The sequence below is a fragment of the Echinicola soli genome (assembly GCF_006575665.1).
GTDB lineage: Bacteria > Bacteroidota > Bacteroidia > Cytophagales > Cyclobacteriaceae > Echinicola > Echinicola soli.
Genome location: NZ_CP041253.1, coordinates 2,104,604 through 2,122,496, shown reverse-complemented (window position 1 = coordinate 2,122,496; position 17,893 = coordinate 2,104,604). Strand labels below are relative to the sequence as shown.

The window sequence follows — 17,893 nt, the reverse complement described above, 5'->3', positions numbered from 1 at the left end:
AGCATGTTAGTAATAAAAAGAGATGGCAGAAGAGAATCGGTAAGGTTCGACAAGATCACCACGAGAATAGAAAACCTCTGTGATGGGCTGGACTCCCGGTACATCCAACCGATCGAAGTAGCCAAAAAGGTAATAGATGGACTGTACGATGGCGTGACCACTTCAGCACTGGACAGCTTGGCTGCAGAAGTCTGTGCATCCATGACCGTAAAGCATCCGGATTACGCGATCCTCGCAGCACGTATCGCCATATCCAATTTGCACAAGACGACCAGCCAGTCTTTTTCAAATACCATGAAAAGGCTTTACACGTATGTCAATCCAAAAACAGGAGACAATGCCGCGCTTATCGCGCCGGACGTGTACGGAATCGTTAAAAAACATGCCGCTCGCCTTGACGAGATTATTGATTATAGCAGAGACTTTAACTATGACTTCTTTGGTTTCAAAACCTTGGAGAGAAGTTACCTCATCAAGCTGGATGACAAAGTCGTAGAACGCCCTCAACACATGCTGATGCGGGTGGCCATCGGCATCCATAAAGAAGACCTGGATGCTGCCATCGAAACGTACCATTTGCTGTCTGAAAAGTGGTTTACCCACGCTACGCCAACCTTGTTCAATGCCGGAACACCTAAACCGCAGCTTTCTTCGTGCTTCCTACTTACAATGAAGGACGACAGCATTGACGGCATCTACGATACCTTAAAACAATGCGCCAAAATCTCTCAATCAGCCGGAGGAATCGGGCTTTCTATTCACGATGTACGCGCCAAAGGTTCCTATATCCGTGGTACAAATGGCGTTTCTAACGGTATCGTTCCGATGTTAAGAAACTTTGACATGACGGCCCGTTATGTGGATCAAGGAGGCGGAAAGCGAAAAGGAAGCTTTGCGATCTACCTGGAGCCCTGGCATGCTGACATTAAGGATTTCCTCGAACTAAAGAAAAACCACGGAAAAGAAGAATTAAGGGCACGTGACCTTTTCTATGCGCTCTGGATATCGGACCTCTTTATGAAAAGGGTCGAAGCCAATGAGGACTGGTCACTCTTCTGTCCAAATGAAGCCCCTGGGCTTTCTGATTGCTATGGGGAGGAGTTTGAGAAATTATATGAAAAATATGAAAAGGAAGGCCGTGCCCGGGAAACCGTAAAAGCACAGGAACTTTGGTTTGAGGTGCTGGAATCCCAGATCGAAACAGGCACCCCTTACATGCTATATAAGGATGCAGCAAACGGAAAATCCAACCAAAAAAATCTCGGTACGATCAAGTCATCCAACTTGTGTACCGAGATCATGGAATACACTTCTCCAGATGAAGTCGCCGTGTGTAACCTGGCTTCCATCGCACTGCCCAAATTTATCAAAACAGACAGCCAAGGTAAAAGGTCATTTGATCACCAAAAACTCTATGAGATCACCAAAGTGGTCACAAGAAACCTTAACAGGGTAATTGACATCAATTATTACCCCGTAAAAGAGGCGGAAAAGTCCAATTTCAGACACCGCCCGATCGGCATCGGTGTACAAGGATTGGCAGATGCCTTCATCATGCTCAGAATGCCATTTGACAGCGAAGAAGCCGCTGGCCTAAACGAAGACATCTTTGAGACCATCTATTATGCATCGATGGAAACATCAATGGAGCTCGCCAAAATACACGGTACATATGAGACCTATGAAGGCTCTCCAGTATCCCAGGGCCTGTTTCAGTTTGACCTTTGGGGAGTAAACCCTAAATCTGGCAGATGGGATTGGGCTGATCTGAAAGAAAGAGTAGCTAAATTCGGAGTCAGAAACTCTTTACTGGTAGCTCCGATGCCAACAGCATCGACTTCCCAGATCCTTGGAAACAACGAATGTTTCGAGCCATATACTTCAAACATCTATACCAGAAGAACACTTTCTGGTGAATTCATCGTGGTAAACAAACACCTGATGAAAGACCTGATCCGCCTGGGACTTTGGAACGACTCCATGAAAAACAGGCTTATCGCTGCCAATGGTTCTGTTCAGGATATGCCTGAAGTGCCTCAAAACATCAAAGATCTCTATAAGACCGTATGGGAAATTTCCCAGAAAGTAGTGATCAACATGGCTGCTGACCGGGGTGCATATATCTGTCAGTCCCAAAGCATGAACATATTTATGCAAGAGCCGAACTTTGGGAAGCTGACCTCCATGCACTTCTACGCTTGGAAAAAAGGACTAAAAACCGGCATGTATTACCTGCGCTCCAAAGCAGCAACAAGTGCCATCCAGTTTACCGTAGACAAAGCCGGCTTAAAAGACGCACAAGAGGCCGCTGTCCAAGCGGGAGAGGCCAACAAAGCCAACAGTCAAGATGCAATCGCTTGTTCCTTGGACAACCCTGATGATTGTGAAATGTGTGGAAGCTAAAATTTAACTGATTCAATACAAAAAAGCCTGGCAAATGTCAGGCTTTTTTGATTTAGTAAAGATGACATCATTCAACCATTACATTTTTTTAAATCAAAGCTGCACCTCTCTGGAAATAAAAGTGTTATATTTCGAAATTATTAACATCATCAGCACGTAATCATATCGTATATCCGTTGGATATGATAGAATTAAAGTACTATTGAAATACATATTGAATGAAATATATTACACTGATCATTGCTTTCTTAGCCCTATGTCCCCTAGCCTCCATCGCCCAATCTTCAGGAGGCACTGGTCGATTATACAAGCCATTTAAAGTAGATGTCAGTATTAACCTAACATTCCCAACCCAGGCAGAACTCACCGTCGGTGGAGGTTTTTTTGTAGAGCCGCGTTATGGTATTAATGACCACCTAAATGTGGGGCTTCAGCTCGGAAGCAATATCCTAGGTGAGGGAGAATCACTATTTAACCACCAGGAGGCCACCTATAGAGCGCAGGCCATCTCCAACCTTTCCTTAACAGGCGAATATCTCTTTGGAAAAGAAAATACACGACCATTTGTAGGGATGATGGCAGGAATGTACCGTAGAAGCGATTATGAAATAGTAGATTCTGAAGATGGCACAATTTTTAACCAAGTAGGAAATGAAGTGAATTTTGGCTTTGCTCCAAGATTAGGGGTCGTCACAGGAAAATTCCGGATGAATGTGACGTACCATATCACTGGAAAAAACATTAGTGATTTTTTCAGCATAGGCTTGGGGATTCAATTTGGAGGGGGCAAAATCAAAGATGAGCCCAAGAAAAATTACAGCACCTGGGAGTAAGAGTCAAAACTTTCCCTTAGAAAAAACCGCACCGACCTGTTCCTCTTTGCCAAATCCACCGCCTACGAATTCCCACAGCAAAATGTCCTCATTTCAACCTACCAATCAGTAGCAAGAAAAATCAATTACGTGATTTCTGTACGACCCGTAAGTAAAAACCTCTTTATCAAAAACGTACAATCAAAATTCTTTACTTGTACTGGCTTATAGCTATGATTTTTCCTAAATTATGTGAGTTACACTTTTAACCCATCCTAAAACCCTATGAACAGAGCCAATAATCTCCGCCCTTTAGCAAAAAATCAACTTTGGGACATTGTTATTATTGGAGGCGGAGCTTCGGGGCTGGGAGTCGCGCTCGATGCACTATCGAGGGGGCTGAGCGTGGCACTTTTCGAAAGAGCGGATTTTGCAAAGGGCACCTCCAGTAAAAGCACCAAATTGGTTCATGGAGGGGTGAGGTACTTGGCACAGGGCGACATCCTTCTGGTATGGGAAGCACTCCGTGAGCGGGGGAGGATTTTGAAAAATGCACCTCACCTGGCCTACACCCAGCCATTTATCATTCCTATTTACAGCCATGCCACCAAATATTACTACAGCATAGGGCTGAAACTTTACGACTGGATGTCCGGCTGGCTCAGCCTTGGAGATTCCAGCTATATTTCAAAAAAAGAGACCAAAAGGCGTTTGCCACAAATTAAGACTGAAGGGCTGCTTGGAGGTGTTGTATACCATGACGGAGAGTTTGATGATGCCCGATTGGCCGTTTCTGTAGCTCAAACCTGTGATGATATGGGAGGATGTATCCTCAACTACATGAAAGTGACCAGCCTAACCAAAGACAGTGCGGGGATTGTAAATGGTGTAAAGGTAAGGGATGCCATCCATCAGAAGACGTATAATGTAAAGGCCAAAATGGTGGTAAATGCCACAGGAGTATTTGCCGATAAAATCCTACAGATGGATCAGAAAGGGGCTCCTAGGATGATCCAGCCAAGCCAAGGAGTACACCTTGTATTGCCGCAGCACTTTCTCGGTGGTCAGGATGCGCTTATGATCCCCAAAACCTCTGATGGCAGGGTGTTATTTGCAGTACCTTGGCAGGGAAAATTGGTAGTGGGCACCACTGACACCATCCGTGCCAAGACCAAAATGGAACCTGAAGCACTTTCCCGGGAAATCAATTTCATTCTAGACAATGCAGGACAATACCTCAGCAAAAAGCCAACTAGAAAAGATGTATTGACCGTTTATGCAGGACTACGCCCCCTGGCGGCACCTCAGGGCGAAAGTGTAAAAACAAAGGAAATATCGAGAAACCATAAAGTAATCATTTCGGACTCGGGCTTGACCACACTGACCGGGGGAAAGTGGACGACATTCCGAAAAATGGGAGAAGATACCGTAGACCATTTCCCTCGTCTTACAGGGGAAGAAATCAAAGAAAGCCATTCCTGGGAGATCAAATTTCACGGCTATGGTGATCCCTCCCTGGACGACAAGCACTGGAAACTGTACGGCACCGACGCCGTAAAAATCCTTCAACTAATAAAGGACAATCCTCCATATGCCAAGCTTTTGCACCCCAACTACCCTTATGTGGCCGGGGAGGTCATTTGGGCGGTACGGGAAGAAATGGCCATGCATGTGGAAGACTTCTTAGCTAGAAGAATACGCATACTTTTCCTGGATGCTGCGGCCGCGACGACCATGGCTCCTATGGTGGCTTCGCTAATGGCAGAAGAACTTAAAAAAGACAAAAAATGGATAGAAAGCGAAATCGTTGCTTTCAATAAAATTGCTGAAAAGTATTTGATCAAAACCTAAAATAATGACCCAAAATAAACAATTCATCATGGCCCTGGACCAAGGCACCACCAGTTCAAGGGCCATTCTTTTTGACCAGAGAGGGCAATCCGTGGCCATTGCCCAGAAAGACTTCAAACAACACTTCCCTAAAGCTGGATGGGTGGAGCATGATGCCAAAGAAATATGGACTTCACAAGCAGCTGTAATATTGGAAGCCATTGCAAAAGCAGAAATAGAACCTTCCCAAATTGCAGGAATTGGCATTACCAACCAACGGGAGACGACCATCCTCTGGGACCGTAAAACAGGAAAACCCCTACATCGCGCCATCGTCTGGCAGGACAGACGTACCGCAGCTTACTGCAACACCTTGAAACGTAATGGGCACAGTGATATGATCAACAATAAAACAGGATTGATCATTGATGCGTACTTTTCGGCCACCAAAATCAAATGGATCCTGGACAATGTAGAAGGAGCCAGGGGAAAAGCGGAAAAAGGAGAAATCTGCTTCGGTACAGTGGACAGCTGGTTGGTATGGAAGCTCACCAATGGCCAACAGCACCTCACCGACATCACCAATGCCAGCCGTACAATGCTCTTCAATATTCATGAAAAGCAATGGGATGAAGAGCTCTTGGAATTATTTGATATTCCGGCGTCCATTTTACCGGAAGTAAAATCCAGTAGTGAAGTGTACTGCACCACTGCAGGAGATGTTTTTTCAGCAAAAATCCCCATTGGAGGTATCGCCGGTGATCAGCAGGCAGCACTTTTCGGCCAACTCTGTACGCAGCCAGGAATGGCCAAGACGACCTACGGCACCGGCTGCTTTATGGTCATGAATACCGGCGAAAAACCGGTAAAATCAAAAAATCAATTGCTGACAACCATTGCCTGGGAAATAAACGGAAAAATCCAGTATGCGCTGGAAGGCAGTGTGTTTATTGGTGGAGCAGCGATCCAATGGCTCAGGGATGGACTTTCTATCTTTGAAGAAGCCGAACAAAGCGAATCCCTGGCCACCAGCGTTGAGGACAATGGAGGAGTATATTTTGTCCCGGCCCTCACCGGCTTAGGTGCCCCCTATTGGGATCAGGACGCCCGTGGAGCCTTTTTTGGCATCACCAGAGGCACTACCCAGGCCCATTTTGCAAGGGCGGCTTTGGAAGCCATTGCTTTTCAAGTCTTCGACGTATTGGCAGCCATGGAAAAAGATGCCGGTGCCAAAACCAAAGAAATGCGTGTGGATGGAGGAGCTTCTGCCAATAACTTTCTCATGCAATTTCAAGCCGACCTCCTAAGGAGTGAAGTAAAACGTCCCCAAATCACGGAAACAACCGCTTTGGGAGCTGCTTTCCTTGCGGGCCTGGCCGTAGGCTACTGGAAAGACCAAAACGAACTCCAGCAATTATGGGCAGAAGAGGCTTCGTTCTCTCCTCAATCAGACCGAAAAGTAATCGATGAACTGCTCCACTTTTGGCACAAAGCCGTCGAAAGGAGCAAGGACTGGGTAGAAGAATAAGATATGTAGATTAGAGAATAGTTTTTTTGGCTCATAGAATCCTAACATGACAGGACCTCCTCAAGACCTTGTAACTTTCATGACATTTAATATTGAACTAGATGAATATCTATATTGCTGAATTTATAGGCACCGCCTTACTCCTGCTTATGGGCTCAGGTGTCGTGGCCAATGTGGTCCTAAAACAAACCAAAGGAAGCGATAGCGGCTGGATCGTCATTACCACTGCTTGGGCGCTGGGAGTATTTATCGGCGTAGTAGTGGCAGGCCCCCACAGTGGTGCTCACATCAATCCCGCCGTAAGCGTTGGTTTGGCTATCGCAGGGCTGTTTGATTGGAGTTTGGTTCCTGGCTATGTCTTGGCCCAGGTATTGGGAGCCGGTTTTGGTGCTGCTATTGCTTGGCTAATGTATAGAGATCACTTTGACATCACCGATGACCCAGGCCTGAAATTTGCACCGTTTGCGACTGCACCAGCCATTCGAAACTTTTCCTCAAACTTCCTTTCAGAGGTCGTAGGCACTTTTGTATTGATTTTAGTAATTCTCTACTCCACTGGTGCTAACCTCGAAGATCTCAACAATACCCCCATTGGGCTCGGTGCTTTGGGAGCATTGCCAGTTGCACTATTGGTATGGGTAATCGGCCTGGCCCTGGGCGGCACCACCGGTTATGCCATCAATCCTGCCAGAGACCTCGGCCCCAGAATCGCCCACCAACTTCTCCCTATCAAAGGAAAAGGAAGTAGTGACTGGTCCTACAGCTGGGTACCGATATTGGGGCCTCTTCTAGGAGCATCCCTGGCAGCAGGCACATTTCTTATTTTAGGATCCTAACGACAACATAAACCGATATGATTTTTAATCAGCTCCTCACATCTTTGGTCACCATCGTGGCTTTTTTGATATTTTCATGCACAGAAAAACAAGTGAAACTCAAAGAAGGCGGTCTCGAAAATATTATTATAAACACCGATGAAGTAAAAGACACTGCAGACATTTCCAATTGGATCAAGAGTTTTACGATTACCCGGCTTGAAGAACACGAAGGACAATATTTGGGAATGGTGAACAAAGTACTGGTCAGTCCCCATCACTATGTTATTGTGGACAAACATGACACGGATCAGATTTTCCTTTACGACAAAAAAGGCAATTTTATCAAAAGTCTTATTGATCTAGGCAGTGGGCCATTGGAAATCAATCAGGTAAATGACTGCTGGTTTAATAACACGGCCACTTTGGAAGTTTATGATTATTCCCTTAAAAAAGTCGTGGTTTATAACGAGGAATATGAACCAGATAGCACCTATAAAACGCCTCCATCAATCCTCTTTGACAATATTATCCCATTAACGGACGGAGGATATGTGGCCTACAAAGGATACAGTGGATATAACGGCCCATTCGAAGGGAAAAGCTATAAGGTTGGATTTCTAAACAGGGAATTTAAACTTATAGCTACCGCGCTCACTTACCCTGATGAATTAAACAGAGCGCTAATCACCAACCCATGGACGCCGTTTTGGAAAGTAAAAGACACGGTTCGTTTTTATCAAAATTTCAATCCATACATTTACAATATATTGCCCAATCAACAACTCACTAAGCGGTACAAATTAAACTATCAACCCAATCCTCTCCCCGAGAACTATGAAGAAGAAGTCATCCTTCCACACATTAACATTCTAAATGATCTAAATATTCCTTTCCAAGAAAGAAATAAGGCCTATGAGGGCTATGCAGGCTTTAGTGGCCAATGGTATGAATCACAGAATTTAATCTTGTTCTCATCCTTTGACAAAAAGCACAAGTCATTCCTGACACTTTATGATAAACATAAGCAGAAGGTAATTACTTCTGCCCATTCCTTGGCAGATACCCAGCGCTTCAAAACGGTACTTCCTCCTTTTCAAGCGTTCGATGCTAAGAACAAGACCTTCGTAGGTGTGTTACAAGGATGGGTTATATTGGAATACCTTCTCCTGAAAGGAAGTCCGTTGGAACATGAAATCAAATCTGAGAAAGAAAGCAATTTTCTCATTAAAGTAGCTTTCAACTGATCTAGGACCAAGCAATATTTATGGGGGCGGGAGAAGATTTATATTCATTTGGTATGTCGCCACGAAGTCGCCAAGACACGAATTGTTTTGTAGGCAGGTTCCAAATTTCATGGAAAACAAACAGCTTTGGGTCTTAGAATCTTTGTGGCAAAAAAGCAAAAAAGAAATCCTTTTAAAATAAAGGGATTCATGCCCTCAACTTTTTCGCTTGCCTCCTTTTTAACACATTTTGAGGACCAAGCAATATTTCTGGAAGATGAGAGATTTCCAGGTGGTTTTGGTAAGCATATTTCTCTTTAATGTAGCAATAGTAATGCGTGCTCCGGTATAAAAAAATCAGCATAAATCGGATCAAGCAATATTTCTGGGGGCGGGAGAAGATTTATATTCATTTGGTATGTCGCCACGAAGTCGCCAAGACACGAAGTGTTTTGTAGGCGGATTCCAAATTTCATGGAAAACAAACAGCTTAGGGTCTTAGCATCTTTGTGGCAAAAAAAACAAAAAAGAAATCCTATTAAAATAAAGGGATTCATGCCCTTAAATTTTTCGCTTGATCCCTGATCTATATTTACTTAGCTTTATTCTTGCCTAAAAACCAAAAAAGCGAACCATTTCGGGTTCGCTCTCATTCATATCATTCATCTTGGGATCAATCCAGCACCTTTTCAGCGAGCAGGACGATTTCATTTTCTCTCACTTCCACTACGCCTCCATCCACTTCTAAGGACTGCTTGCCGTCATTAGTAGTATAAGAGACTGTTCCTTTTGCCAGCGCAGATACTACAGGAGCGTGGTTTTTCAACACTTGGAAAGCACCTGAAGCTCCAGGGAATGTAGCTTCTGAAACCTCTCCTTGAAATACCTTTTTGTCCGGTGTTATGATTTCTAAATGCATGTCTACCATTGGTTTGGTGTTAAAAAATCACAGGAAAAAGCTGACGAATGTGCTCATTTCCTGTGATTTATACCTCTAAAAACTCAGAGGGAATAATTATTTAACTTCAGCAAGCATTTTCTCACCCTTAGCGATGGCATCGTTGATGTCACCTACCAAGTTAAATGCCGCTTCAGGAAGATGATCAAGCTCACCGTCCATGATCATGTTAAATCCTTTGATGGTATCTTTGATATCTACCAACACCCCTTTCAAACCGGTAAATTGCTCGGCTACGTGGAATGGCTGGGACAAGAAACGCTGTACCCTTCTTGCTCTGTGTACCACAAGCTTATCGTCTTCAGAAAGCTCTTCCATACCAAGGATGGCGATAATATCCTGAAGTTCTTTATAACGCTGCAGCAATTCTTTTACGCGTGTAGCACATCCGTAGTGTTCATCACCAAGAATACCCGGCTCCAAGATTCTGGAAGTCGAGTCCAACGGATCCACTGCAGGGTAAATACCTAGCTCGGCAATTTTACGGGAAAGTACTGTTGTTGCATCCAAGTGGGCAAAAGTAGTTGCTGGAGCAGGGTCAGTCAAGTCATCCGCAGGTACATAAACGGCCTGTACGGAAGTAATGGAGCCGTTCTTGGTAGAGGTGATTCGCTCTTGCATGGCTCCCATTTCTGTTGCCAATGTCGGCTGGTAACCTACCGCAGATGGCATACGCCCGAGAAGTGCGGACACCTCGGAACCCGCTTGGGTAAATCTGAAAATATTGTCAATAAAGAAAAGGATATCCTTACCAGCACCATCGCCTTCACCATCACGATAATATTCGGCAAGTGTAAGACCAGTCAAAGCCACACGTGCACGGGCACCTGGAGGCTCATTCATCTGACCAAACACAAAGGTAGCTTTGGACTCCTTCAGTTTTTCTACGTCTACTTTAGAAAGATCCCATCCTCCTTCTTTTTCAAGAGATTCTACGAAGTCATCACCGTAAGTAACGATACCAGATTCGATCATCTCTCTAAGAAGGTCATTTCCTTCACGGGTTCTTTCACCTACACCGGCAAATACAGAAAGACCGGAGTAAGCTTTGGCGATGTTGTTGATCAGCTCTTGGATCAATACGGTTTTACCTACACCGGCACCACCAAAAAGACCAATTTTACCACCTTTTGCATAAGGCTCGATCAAGTCGATAACTTTAATACCTGTGTAAAGCACTTCGGTGGAAGTAGAAAGGTCTTCAAATTTAGGAGCTTGTCTGTGGATAGGAAGCTTGGTAGTCGACTCTACAGCAGGAAGGCCGTCGATAGGCTCACCTACTACATTGAAAAGCCGGCCCTTGATGCCTTCCCCTGTGGGTACAGAGATAGGAGCTCCTAAGTCGATCACTTCCAAGCCTCTTCTCAAGCCTTCGGAAGAATCCATAGCGATCGTTCTTACACGATCTTCCCCTAAGTGCTGCTGAACCTCCAATACTACTTTTTGACCGTTCTCCTTAGTGATTTCGAGTGCGTCCAGGATATTCGGTAACTTCCCCCCTTCGAAAGAGATATCTACGACGGGGCCAATCACCTGAGTTATCTTACCAGTATTCGCCATTTTTGTGTATTAATGTAAAAGGAATTAATGCATTACTATTATTCGACTGCAAAATTAACTAATAAAGATTAATACCAAAGGATGTTTTAAAAATTAATCCACTTTATTCTCATTTTCTTTCTCCCGACACCCCTACAAATTAACAAACAACCGCTCCAACAGCAAATCCATAGCTCAGGCAACTAGAAACAGGCGTTTTCTCCCAAAAAAGGTCCTTCCTATCCTGCAGTATTTATAAATACCTTCTTGCCCTGACAAACCTTGGCTTCCAGTAACCAGAGGACAGATTATCCTCTGTCACCCCTAGTGACGAGGAAGAATGAATAAACTGAATCCCTCGCCTCCCCTTATCGGTCACTATTCCGGCATGCGTCACCTTATTTTTACGCCTCCCGGTAGCAAAAAACACCACGTCCCCTTTTTCCAGCTTTCGTTTTGAAACTTTCTTACCGACTTTACTTTGTGCGGAGGAGCTTCTGGGAAGCTGGATACCGACACGCTGAAAGGAAAGGTAGAGCAGGGCCGAACAGTCCATCCCCGAACGCGTGGTACCCCCATAACGGTAAGGAGTCCCTCTGTATGATTTGGCGGTTTGGATTACCGTGCTGACATTTTTTCGGTAAGCCTTCTTGGATGCTGAGCAGGAACTGAAAACTACCGCTGCCATTAGCGAGCAGATAAAAATCAGTGTGGTGCTTGGGCGTTGGACGAAATACTTGCTCATGAATATCTTCAAATTTTCTCAATTATAATTAAGTATAAGACATGATGCAACTTTGCACTCCATGGGATTTCCCGAAAAATGAAAATAAATAATCCTTCCCTGAAACTTGAACTTCAAACAATAGGTTTATAGATTTATAGCTTCTTGCTGAGCACCTGCTCCAAAAGACTGAATACAAGATGATTAGAGAAGACTTCAAAAAACTACCTTTGCACAAAAAGATCCACAAGCTATATACAGAAGGCACTTTTGTAGTAGGGATCAGATACTATGCGCACAAGGTGAATTTATATCTTCTCGAAAATGAATACATCGAGGTTTTCTATAACCACAAACTTGACAAGATCGATAAAATTGATTTTCTAAACCAAGATCATACCCGTATGAAATTCTATCTTGACCAGATTAACTTGGACATATAGTAGACTACCCTCTTTCATGCTACCATTCCCTTAATCCTTCTTCGACAAAGCCTTATGAATCTCCAATACCTGGGGAATCAGCAGTTGATTTTCCTTATTGGAAAGGGTAAAATCAGCTAATTTATTTTTTTGGGAATCCGACATTTGCCGCTCCATGATGGCTTCAACCTGGCCCTTTGATCGATGGGAATCCCTTGCCAGCACACGTGAAATCCGTAAATCCACCGGGGCAAAAACATTGATCACTTGATCCAGGTCCTTATAAGCCCCTGTTTCAAAGAGCAACGCCGCTTCCTTTAACACATACGGGGTATCTTGCACGGCAGCCCAAGCTTCAAAATCTCTCTTCACTGCCGGGTGTACCAGCCCGTTGATCAGTTTGGTCTGTTCCTGATCTGAAAACACTTTGTCTGCTAGAAATTCCCTGTTCAGCCTTCCATCTTCAAAGTAGGACTCCTTGCCAAATTGGGCCCTGATTTGCCTTACGAGCTCTTCGGAATTGGCCATGAGCCATTTTGCACGATCATCTGCATAATACACGGGAATGCCAAGTGTTTGAAAAATCTTGGCGGCGGTGCTTTTCCCTGCACCAATCCCCCCTGTAATCCCTACCAATATGGGCCTAGGGCTTTGCATATATTAATTTGAATGTATTTGGTTCTATCTCTACTGAATTGATATAATCAGGCATTTCTTTCACTTCCAGGACTACGGTACTATCGTCACTATTCCTTTTCCTGTAATCTATGACCGCCTCTAACTCCAATTCCCTCAACGACTCCACTTCTCTTTCGTCCACACGATAACTCATCAATACAGAATTAAGGTCATTATCGAGGCTTACATTTTCAGGGAAATTGACCTTTCTCAGCTTTAAACGTTTATTCCCTTCCAAAAAAGCTACAACGTCAAACTGAACATGGATTGTTTTCGGCTCGACACTTACAAAAGACGTGTATCGCTCAGGAAGTACTATGGGCACATATTGGTCAAAATCATCCCCTATCTCTTTTTCATCAAGGGTGAGCATCAATTCTCTTCCCAATTCCTCCACTTTGCTCTCTGCCCCCTTCAACATCACATTCACAGGATCCCAAGCAATGTCTCCCTCAAACTGGTGATGAGGTGCCAAGGCCATCCCTGCGGTATCCAGGGCAATTTCGGTTTGATGCTCGACAATTTTATCAAAGTCAAATTTCAGACTGTCCGTCAAGATAGACACCAAATTGGTTGGCTCTAGTATTTCCCCTAAATTTCGTCGGTACTCCGAAGAAAGCAAATAGTCCCTTTCATCAGGATTGGTCAATTCTATATTAAATGGCGTCACATTAAAATTGAAATACTTCCTAAAAAGATCCCAGCCGTTACCATTGATTTCGATTCGGATTTCGGAGGGAAGCTCTTCGATGGCCATATACTCCTCCGAATTATACTGAAAGGCGATCGGGAAATCGACCACCGTTACATAATTATCTTTATTGAGGGCATTTAAAACCCAAAAAGTGGTGGCCGCTATAACACAGAGGACCACCACTTTGATATCAGAAGTTTTATTTTTCTTTAACTTACCGAAGTATTTTTGAAATCTGTTCAAGACCCCGACTTATTTAGTACCACTGGATTTTTTGGAAAATTCCGCTGACACGGCTGATTTTTCTACTTTTATTTTCAAGCCCTTGTCCAGCTCAATCAGGACAGTTTCCCCTTCTATGGCATACACTTTTCCGTGAATACCGCCAATGGTCACCACTTGGTCTCCTTTTTTAATGGACTCTATAAAGTTCTTGGCGTCTTTTTGTTTCTTTTGCTGAGGTCTGATCATAAAGAAATACATGATCAGGATAATTCCTCCAAAAAGGAATACTTGTCCCATAATGCCGCTGCCTCCGGCTCCTTGCGCTTGTAATAAAATTGTATTGGTCATGGCTACTTTTTCACTGGCCCAGCTACATTACTGGCGGTATTGTTTGTGTTTACGGTTCCTTTTAGTTTAAGCTTGGTGATGCTTGGAGAGGTATTGGCAGTGATCGTCACCGTAGGGCTTTGTGCACCTGATTTATTGGCAGAATTAAACCTCACCTTCACATGGCCCTCTTCCCCGGGCTTGACAGGCTTTTTGCTCCAATCGGGCGTAGTACACCCACATGATGCCTGTACATTAGAGATAATCAGTGGAGACTGACCGTCATTGGTAAAGGTAAATGTATGCTCCACTACTTTGCCCTGGTCAATAGCACCAAAGTCAAATTGCATATCATCAAATTTAAACTTGCCCAAGGTAGACGGGTCTATTTTGGCTACACTCTGTACATTGGAAGGCTGCTTAGGCTGGGCGGTTTGGCTTTGCTCCAGCTGGGCGATCTTCTGCTCCAACTCTTCTATTTTCTCTTTGTTTTTGCTATCACATCCACCAACAAAAAGAGAACCTGCAAGTAGAATTGCAGGTAAGAATGAATATTTCATAACTTAAAACGGTTAGTTATTTTCTTTATTGATCTGGTCAATAAGCTTATTGACATCTGTCAGCAGGTTTTCTGCTTTATTTTTCGCGTCGGTAATCACTTTTTTCCCCTCTGATTTAGCTTCATTCAGCGGGAGGTCCTTTCCTTTCATCAGGTCTTGGATAATATCTTCCAGTTCTGCCTTATATTTTGACAGCTGATAGGACAGCTTATCCCTAGTATTGTTACCTGAATCAGGTGCAAATAAAACCCCGAATGCAGCACCCACACCAGCACCGAGTACGAAAGCCAAAATCGAATTACTCTGTTTGCTCATAGTTAAATAATGTTTATTTGTTGTCCAAAAGCCCTCTGCCACTTTTACGGATTTTCCCCTGATCGGTTAGCTCTTTGGCTAACACATCCAGTAAACCGTTGACAAATTGCTTACTTTTAGGCGTACTGTACGTTTTTGAAATATCAATATACTCATTGATGGTTACTTTCACAGGGATACTTGGGAAAAATAACATCTCTGTGACCGCCATTGAAATAATAATCTTATCCGTAGAGGCAATTCGCTCAATATCCCAGTTTTTGGTCTTTTCCGCTATCAACTTCCTATTTGCCTCGTCACTTTCAATGGTCAAGTTAAAGATATTTTGAAAAAATTCCTTATCCTCTTCCCAGTTTATGGCAATTTCGGGAAGACTGTAATCTTCCTTATTTTCTACTTCCAGTACATTTTTCAGTACTTTGATTGCCAAACTTCTCACCACCGCCTTATTTTCTGTCCAGCTAAGGTCCTTTTCTGAAAAACTGCTAAGAATCGCGTCGGTTTTGAAAAGAATCTTCTTGGTCAGGTCCATCAATATATCCAAATCCTCTTCCAATGTCGGCTCGCTTAGCTGCATATACGCTTGGTAGCGCTCCCAAGGTTTTACATACTCACGATACCACTCTTGGATCTCCAGCTCCATATCTGCCACATCTGCCTGCTGGCGAATACTGGCGGTAGTAAAGTCCGGAGCCTCTTTCAAGAAGCTTATCACCTTATTATTGGCAAGGTTTAGCTCTCCGCTTACGGACGAAACTTGCTCTTGGTTAAGCTTTCGCTTACGTCCATATTCCCGCCGGACATGCTCACTAAACCCAATAAGCATCTGGATGGCCGTAAGGTATAGCTCTGGAATACTCTCGGCCGCATCCACCATGTTATTACGGAGAAAATCCAAGTCCTTTTGGTTTTTCTGATGGTAGAGATTAATGGCCTTGATGGCTTCTGATTTGACCTTAGTGGCATAATCTCCAGAAGCGATCAACGCTTTATTGTTCAGGTTTTTGGAAAAGAGGGTGATGGTTTCTTCGGCATCCTTCCGTAGCTGACCTTTGTCCTGCACTTCCATACTGTTCAGATCTGGCTGAAAAGCCTCTCTAACATAATCCTTGGCTAGGTTGAGATTGGAAGCCTTGCTCTGCTCGTAAGCATACAAACTTTGGAAAGCCTTTACTCTGAGAATTCTTCTATTTAACATTACCTGAATATAAAGAACGTAATTTTGATTTGGTTTATCAGTGAGGCCATTAAGTTGCCCCCCTTCTGTACATTTACTCGCAAAGTTATTAAATAAAAAAACCAAATGCACGGAATTTATGTTCCATTGCATTTTGATTAAAAGTTGGATATAAAAATATTAGATATACGCGGCAATCTCGTTCCCGCATAATACGGTAGGTTTATCAACAAGTACGACTTTCCCTTGGCCGGGGCTCTTCTACTCAAAAGTTTCCGGCGTACATACGGATGACCCGCTTGTTCTATAAATTGATAAAGTGACGTTAGTTTTCCGGTAGAACCTGATTTTATCTCAATTGGGATAATCTGATCATGGTATTGGTAACAAAATAAGGACAGAACCAGAAACCTGCGTCATATCACACCAAAAAGAGGTCCCGCATTATCACTACGGGACCTTTTGACGGTCAGAGCTCAATTCACATCTCCCTGAAAGATATTGACATTTAACTCAATAAGACGACTTCACTTTCCCAATGCTTTGAATCCTGTTCCAAGCCAGCTCGATCGCCGCTTGCTGCGCAGGAATACTTTCTTTCTCTGACTTACTGAGAATCGCCAGACAAGTGTCATAGATCTTTTCAGCCTGCTGGTAGGCCGCCTCCCTGTTGTACCCACCAAGGTACTCTGCATAAACATTGATCAGTCCGCCGGCATTGATCAGGAAGTCGGGAGCATACACGACACCTCTGTCCAATAACAACTTGCCGTGCTTTTGCTCATCTTCCAGCTGGTTGTTTGCCGCTCCAGCAATCACTGAACACTTTAATCGATCTATTGTTTGATCATTCACAGTAGCACCAAGCGCACAAGGGGCATAAATATCCATGTTTACGTCATAGATTTCATCAGGAGCCACCACAGTGGCACCCGTAGCTTCGGCCACTTCTTTCAGCCTGTCCTCGAAAATATCAGTGACATAAATATCCGCACCTTCCTTCACCAAGTGGTCTATCAAGTGTCTTCCGACCTGTCCGATCCCCTGAACAGCCACTTTTTTGCCGCTCAGTGCATCATTTCCAAACGCCTTTTTGGCAGCTGCCTTCATTCCCAGATAGGCACCGTACGCGGTAACAGGAGAAGGATCTCCACCGCCACCATGGATTTCTGGAAGGCCGGTAACATGGGAAGTCTCCATGGCGATATATTCCATGTCCCTGGTCTTCATGTTTACATCTTCAGCGGTAATATACCTGCCTCCAAGACTCTCTACAAACCGTCCAAACCTTCGAAGAAATGCCTCATTCTTTAGCTTTGGATCACCGATAATAACCGCTTTTCCACCCCCGATATTCAAGCCGGAAATGGCAGCTTTAAAGGTCATCCCCCTTGAAAGACGTAACACATCAGTAATGGCTTCCTGTTCGGAAGTATAATTCCACATCCTGGTTCCGCCCAAAGCAGGCCCCAGTACTGTGTTATGAACACCAATAATGGCTTTCAAGCCTGTCGGTTCATCATAGCAGATGACCAATTGCTCATGTCCTAAAGAAGTGATCTGTCCATATATGGATGCTTCTTTTACTTTTTCCTCTGTTTTAACCTCTATCATTTGAACTTTGACGTTTAGATTGTGTTATATTTGGGTAAGTCTTGCC

General features: G+C 43.9%; 17 protein-coding genes. 7 read left to right on the top strand and 10 right to left on the bottom strand.

All coding sequences use genetic code 11. The annotated features are described in order from the left end of the window. The first annotated feature begins 3 nt into the window (after positions 1 to 3). The 6 genes from FKX85_RS08590 (at position 4) to FKX85_RS08565 (ending at position 8,635) form a co-directional block, all read left to right on the top strand. Complete coding sequence (locus FKX85_RS08590; protein ID WP_141614343.1) at positions 4 to 2,403, top strand: ribonucleoside-diphosphate reductase subunit alpha; 2,400 nt, start codon at positions 4 to 6, stop codon at positions 2,401 to 2,403. Between the two features lie 218 nt (positions 2,404 to 2,621). Continuing rightward, a complete protein-coding gene (locus tag FKX85_RS08585; RefSeq protein ID WP_141614342.1) occupies positions 2,622 to 3,236 on the top strand; it encodes a hypothetical protein in 615 nt (204 codons plus the stop codon). A 264-nt stretch (positions 3,237 to 3,500) separates the two neighbouring features. Then, complete coding sequence (locus FKX85_RS08580; protein ID WP_141614341.1) at positions 3,501 to 5,066, top strand: glycerol-3-phosphate dehydrogenase/oxidase; 1,566 nt, start codon at positions 3,501 to 3,503, stop codon at positions 5,064 to 5,066. A gap of 4 nt (positions 5,067 to 5,070) precedes the next feature. Further along, positions 5,071 to 6,573: a glycerol kinase GlpK gene (glpK, locus tag FKX85_RS08575; protein WP_141614340.1), complete on the top strand. Its 1,503-nt coding sequence runs from the start codon at positions 5,071 to 5,073 to the stop codon at positions 6,571 to 6,573. A gap of 101 nt (positions 6,574 to 6,674) precedes the next feature. Beyond that, complete coding sequence (locus FKX85_RS08570) at positions 6,675 to 7,409, top strand: MIP/aquaporin family protein (RefSeq protein WP_141614339.1); 735 nt, start codon at positions 6,675 to 6,677, stop codon at positions 7,407 to 7,409. Between the two features lie 17 nt (positions 7,410 to 7,426). Beyond that, positions 7,427 to 8,635, top strand: a complete 1,209-nt coding sequence (locus tag FKX85_RS08565) for a 6-bladed beta-propeller (protein ID WP_141614338.1) — start codon at positions 7,427 to 7,429, stop codon at positions 8,633 to 8,635. Between the two features lie 652 nt (positions 8,636 to 9,287). Here FKX85_RS08565 and atpC read toward each other — a convergent pair. The 3 genes from atpC to FKX85_RS08550 form a co-directional block, all read right to left on the bottom strand. Then, complete coding sequence (gene atpC, locus FKX85_RS08560) at positions 9,288 to 9,533, bottom strand: ATP synthase F1 subunit epsilon (RefSeq protein WP_041739649.1); 246 nt, start codon at positions 9,531 to 9,533, stop codon at positions 9,288 to 9,290. A gap of 96 nt (positions 9,534 to 9,629) precedes the next feature. After that, a complete protein-coding gene (gene atpD, locus FKX85_RS08555) occupies positions 9,630 to 11,132 on the bottom strand; it encodes a F0F1 ATP synthase subunit beta (protein ID WP_141614337.1) in 1,503 nt (500 codons plus the stop codon). Positions 11,133 to 11,364: 232 nt separating this feature from the next. Then, positions 11,365 to 11,856, bottom strand: a complete 492-nt coding sequence (locus tag FKX85_RS08550) for a C40 family peptidase (protein ID WP_141614336.1) — start codon at positions 11,854 to 11,856, stop codon at positions 11,365 to 11,367. A gap of 179 nt (positions 11,857 to 12,035) precedes the next feature. On the opposite strand from FKX85_RS08550, the gene FKX85_RS08545 reads away from it, so the two are divergent. Next, entirely contained in the window at positions 12,036 to 12,278 is a 243-nt protein-coding gene (locus FKX85_RS08545) for a hypothetical protein (protein ID WP_141614335.1), read from the top strand. Between the two features lie 30 nt (positions 12,279 to 12,308). Here FKX85_RS08545 and coaE read toward each other — a convergent pair whose 3' ends face one another. From coaE to FKX85_RS08510, 7 genes are all read right to left on the bottom strand, one after another. After that, a complete protein-coding gene (coaE, locus tag FKX85_RS08540) occupies positions 12,309 to 12,914 on the bottom strand; it encodes a dephospho-CoA kinase (protein WP_141614334.1) in 606 nt (201 codons plus the stop codon). After that, a complete protein-coding gene (locus tag FKX85_RS08535) occupies positions 12,901 to 13,872 on the bottom strand; it encodes a YbbR-like domain-containing protein (RefSeq protein ID WP_141614333.1) in 972 nt (323 codons plus the stop codon). Before FKX85_RS08535 ends, coaE begins: the two co-directional genes overlap by 14 nt. Before the next feature lie 9 nt (positions 13,873 to 13,881). Beyond that, positions 13,882 to 14,202, bottom strand: a complete 321-nt coding sequence (gene yajC / locus FKX85_RS08530; protein WP_015265587.1) for a preprotein translocase subunit YajC — start codon at positions 14,200 to 14,202, stop codon at positions 13,882 to 13,884. Positions 14,203 to 14,204: 2 nt separating this feature from the next. Beyond that, entirely contained in the window at positions 14,205 to 14,741 is a 537-nt protein-coding gene (locus FKX85_RS08525) for a DUF1573 domain-containing protein (RefSeq protein ID WP_141614332.1), read from the bottom strand. A gap of 12 nt (positions 14,742 to 14,753) precedes the next feature. Then, the gene (locus FKX85_RS08520) at positions 14,754 to 15,056 is read right to left on the bottom strand and encodes a YtxH domain-containing protein (RefSeq protein WP_141614331.1); all 303 of its coding nucleotides are present in this window, start codon (positions 15,054 to 15,056) and stop codon (positions 14,754 to 14,756) included. Between the two features lie 13 nt (positions 15,057 to 15,069). Next, a complete protein-coding gene (gene nusB / locus FKX85_RS08515) occupies positions 15,070 to 16,254 on the bottom strand; it encodes a transcription antitermination factor NusB (protein WP_141614330.1) in 1,185 nt (394 codons plus the stop codon). A 492-nt stretch (positions 16,255 to 16,746) separates the two neighbouring features. After that, positions 16,747 to 17,847, bottom strand: coding sequence for a Glu/Leu/Phe/Val family dehydrogenase (locus FKX85_RS08510; protein ID WP_141614329.1), 1,101 nt, complete (start codon positions 17,845 to 17,847; stop codon positions 16,747 to 16,749). Positions 17,848 to 17,893 lie beyond the last annotated feature (46 nt).

What these genes read in the sequence shown, in the direction of transcription:
- FKX85_RS08525 (WP_141614332.1), bottom strand. Translation starts at nt 14,741, where the DNA reads ATGAAATATTCATTCTTACCTGCAATTCTACTTGCAGGTTCTCTTTTT.
- atpC (WP_041739649.1), bottom strand. Translation starts at nt 9,533, where the DNA reads ATGCATTTAGAAATCATAACACCGGACAAAAAGGTATTTCAAGGAGAG.
- FKX85_RS08520 (WP_141614331.1), bottom strand. Translation starts at nt 15,056, where the DNA reads ATGAGCAAACAGAGTAATTCGATTTTGGCTTTCGTACTCGGTGCTGGT.
- FKX85_RS08570 (WP_141614339.1), top strand. Translation starts at nt 6,675, where the DNA reads ATGAATATCTATATTGCTGAATTTATAGGCACCGCCTTACTCCTGCTT.
- FKX85_RS08585 (WP_141614342.1), top strand. Translation starts at nt 2,622, where the DNA reads ATGAAATATATTACACTGATCATTGCTTTCTTAGCCCTATGTCCCCTA.
- coaE (WP_141614334.1), bottom strand. Translation starts at nt 12,914, where the DNA reads ATGCAAAGCCCTAGGCCCATATTGGTAGGGATTACAGGGGGGATTGGT.
- FKX85_RS08565 (WP_141614338.1), top strand. Translation starts at nt 7,427, where the DNA reads ATGATTTTTAATCAGCTCCTCACATCTTTGGTCACCATCGTGGCTTTT.
- FKX85_RS08580 (WP_141614341.1), top strand. Translation starts at nt 3,501, where the DNA reads ATGAACAGAGCCAATAATCTCCGCCCTTTAGCAAAAAATCAACTTTGG.
- FKX85_RS08550 (WP_141614336.1), bottom strand. Translation starts at nt 11,856, where the DNA reads ATGAGCAAGTATTTCGTCCAACGCCCAAGCACCACACTGATTTTTATC.
- yajC (WP_015265587.1), bottom strand. Translation starts at nt 14,202, where the DNA reads ATGACCAATACAATTTTATTACAAGCGCAAGGAGCCGGAGGCAGCGGC.
- atpD (WP_141614337.1), bottom strand. Translation starts at nt 11,132, where the DNA reads ATGGCGAATACTGGTAAGATAACTCAGGTGATTGGCCCCGTCGTAGAT.
- glpK (WP_141614340.1), top strand. Translation starts at nt 5,071, where the DNA reads ATGACCCAAAATAAACAATTCATCATGGCCCTGGACCAAGGCACCACC.
- FKX85_RS08510 (WP_141614329.1), bottom strand. Translation starts at nt 17,847, where the DNA reads ATGATAGAGGTTAAAACAGAGGAAAAAGTAAAAGAAGCATCCATATAT.
- FKX85_RS08545 (WP_141614335.1), top strand. Translation starts at nt 12,036, where the DNA reads ATGATTAGAGAAGACTTCAAAAAACTACCTTTGCACAAAAAGATCCAC.
- nusB (WP_141614330.1), bottom strand. Translation starts at nt 16,254, where the DNA reads ATGTTAAATAGAAGAATTCTCAGAGTAAAGGCTTTCCAAAGTTTGTAT.
- FKX85_RS08590 (WP_141614343.1), top strand. Translation starts at nt 4, where the DNA reads ATGTTAGTAATAAAAAGAGATGGCAGAAGAGAATCGGTAAGGTTCGAC.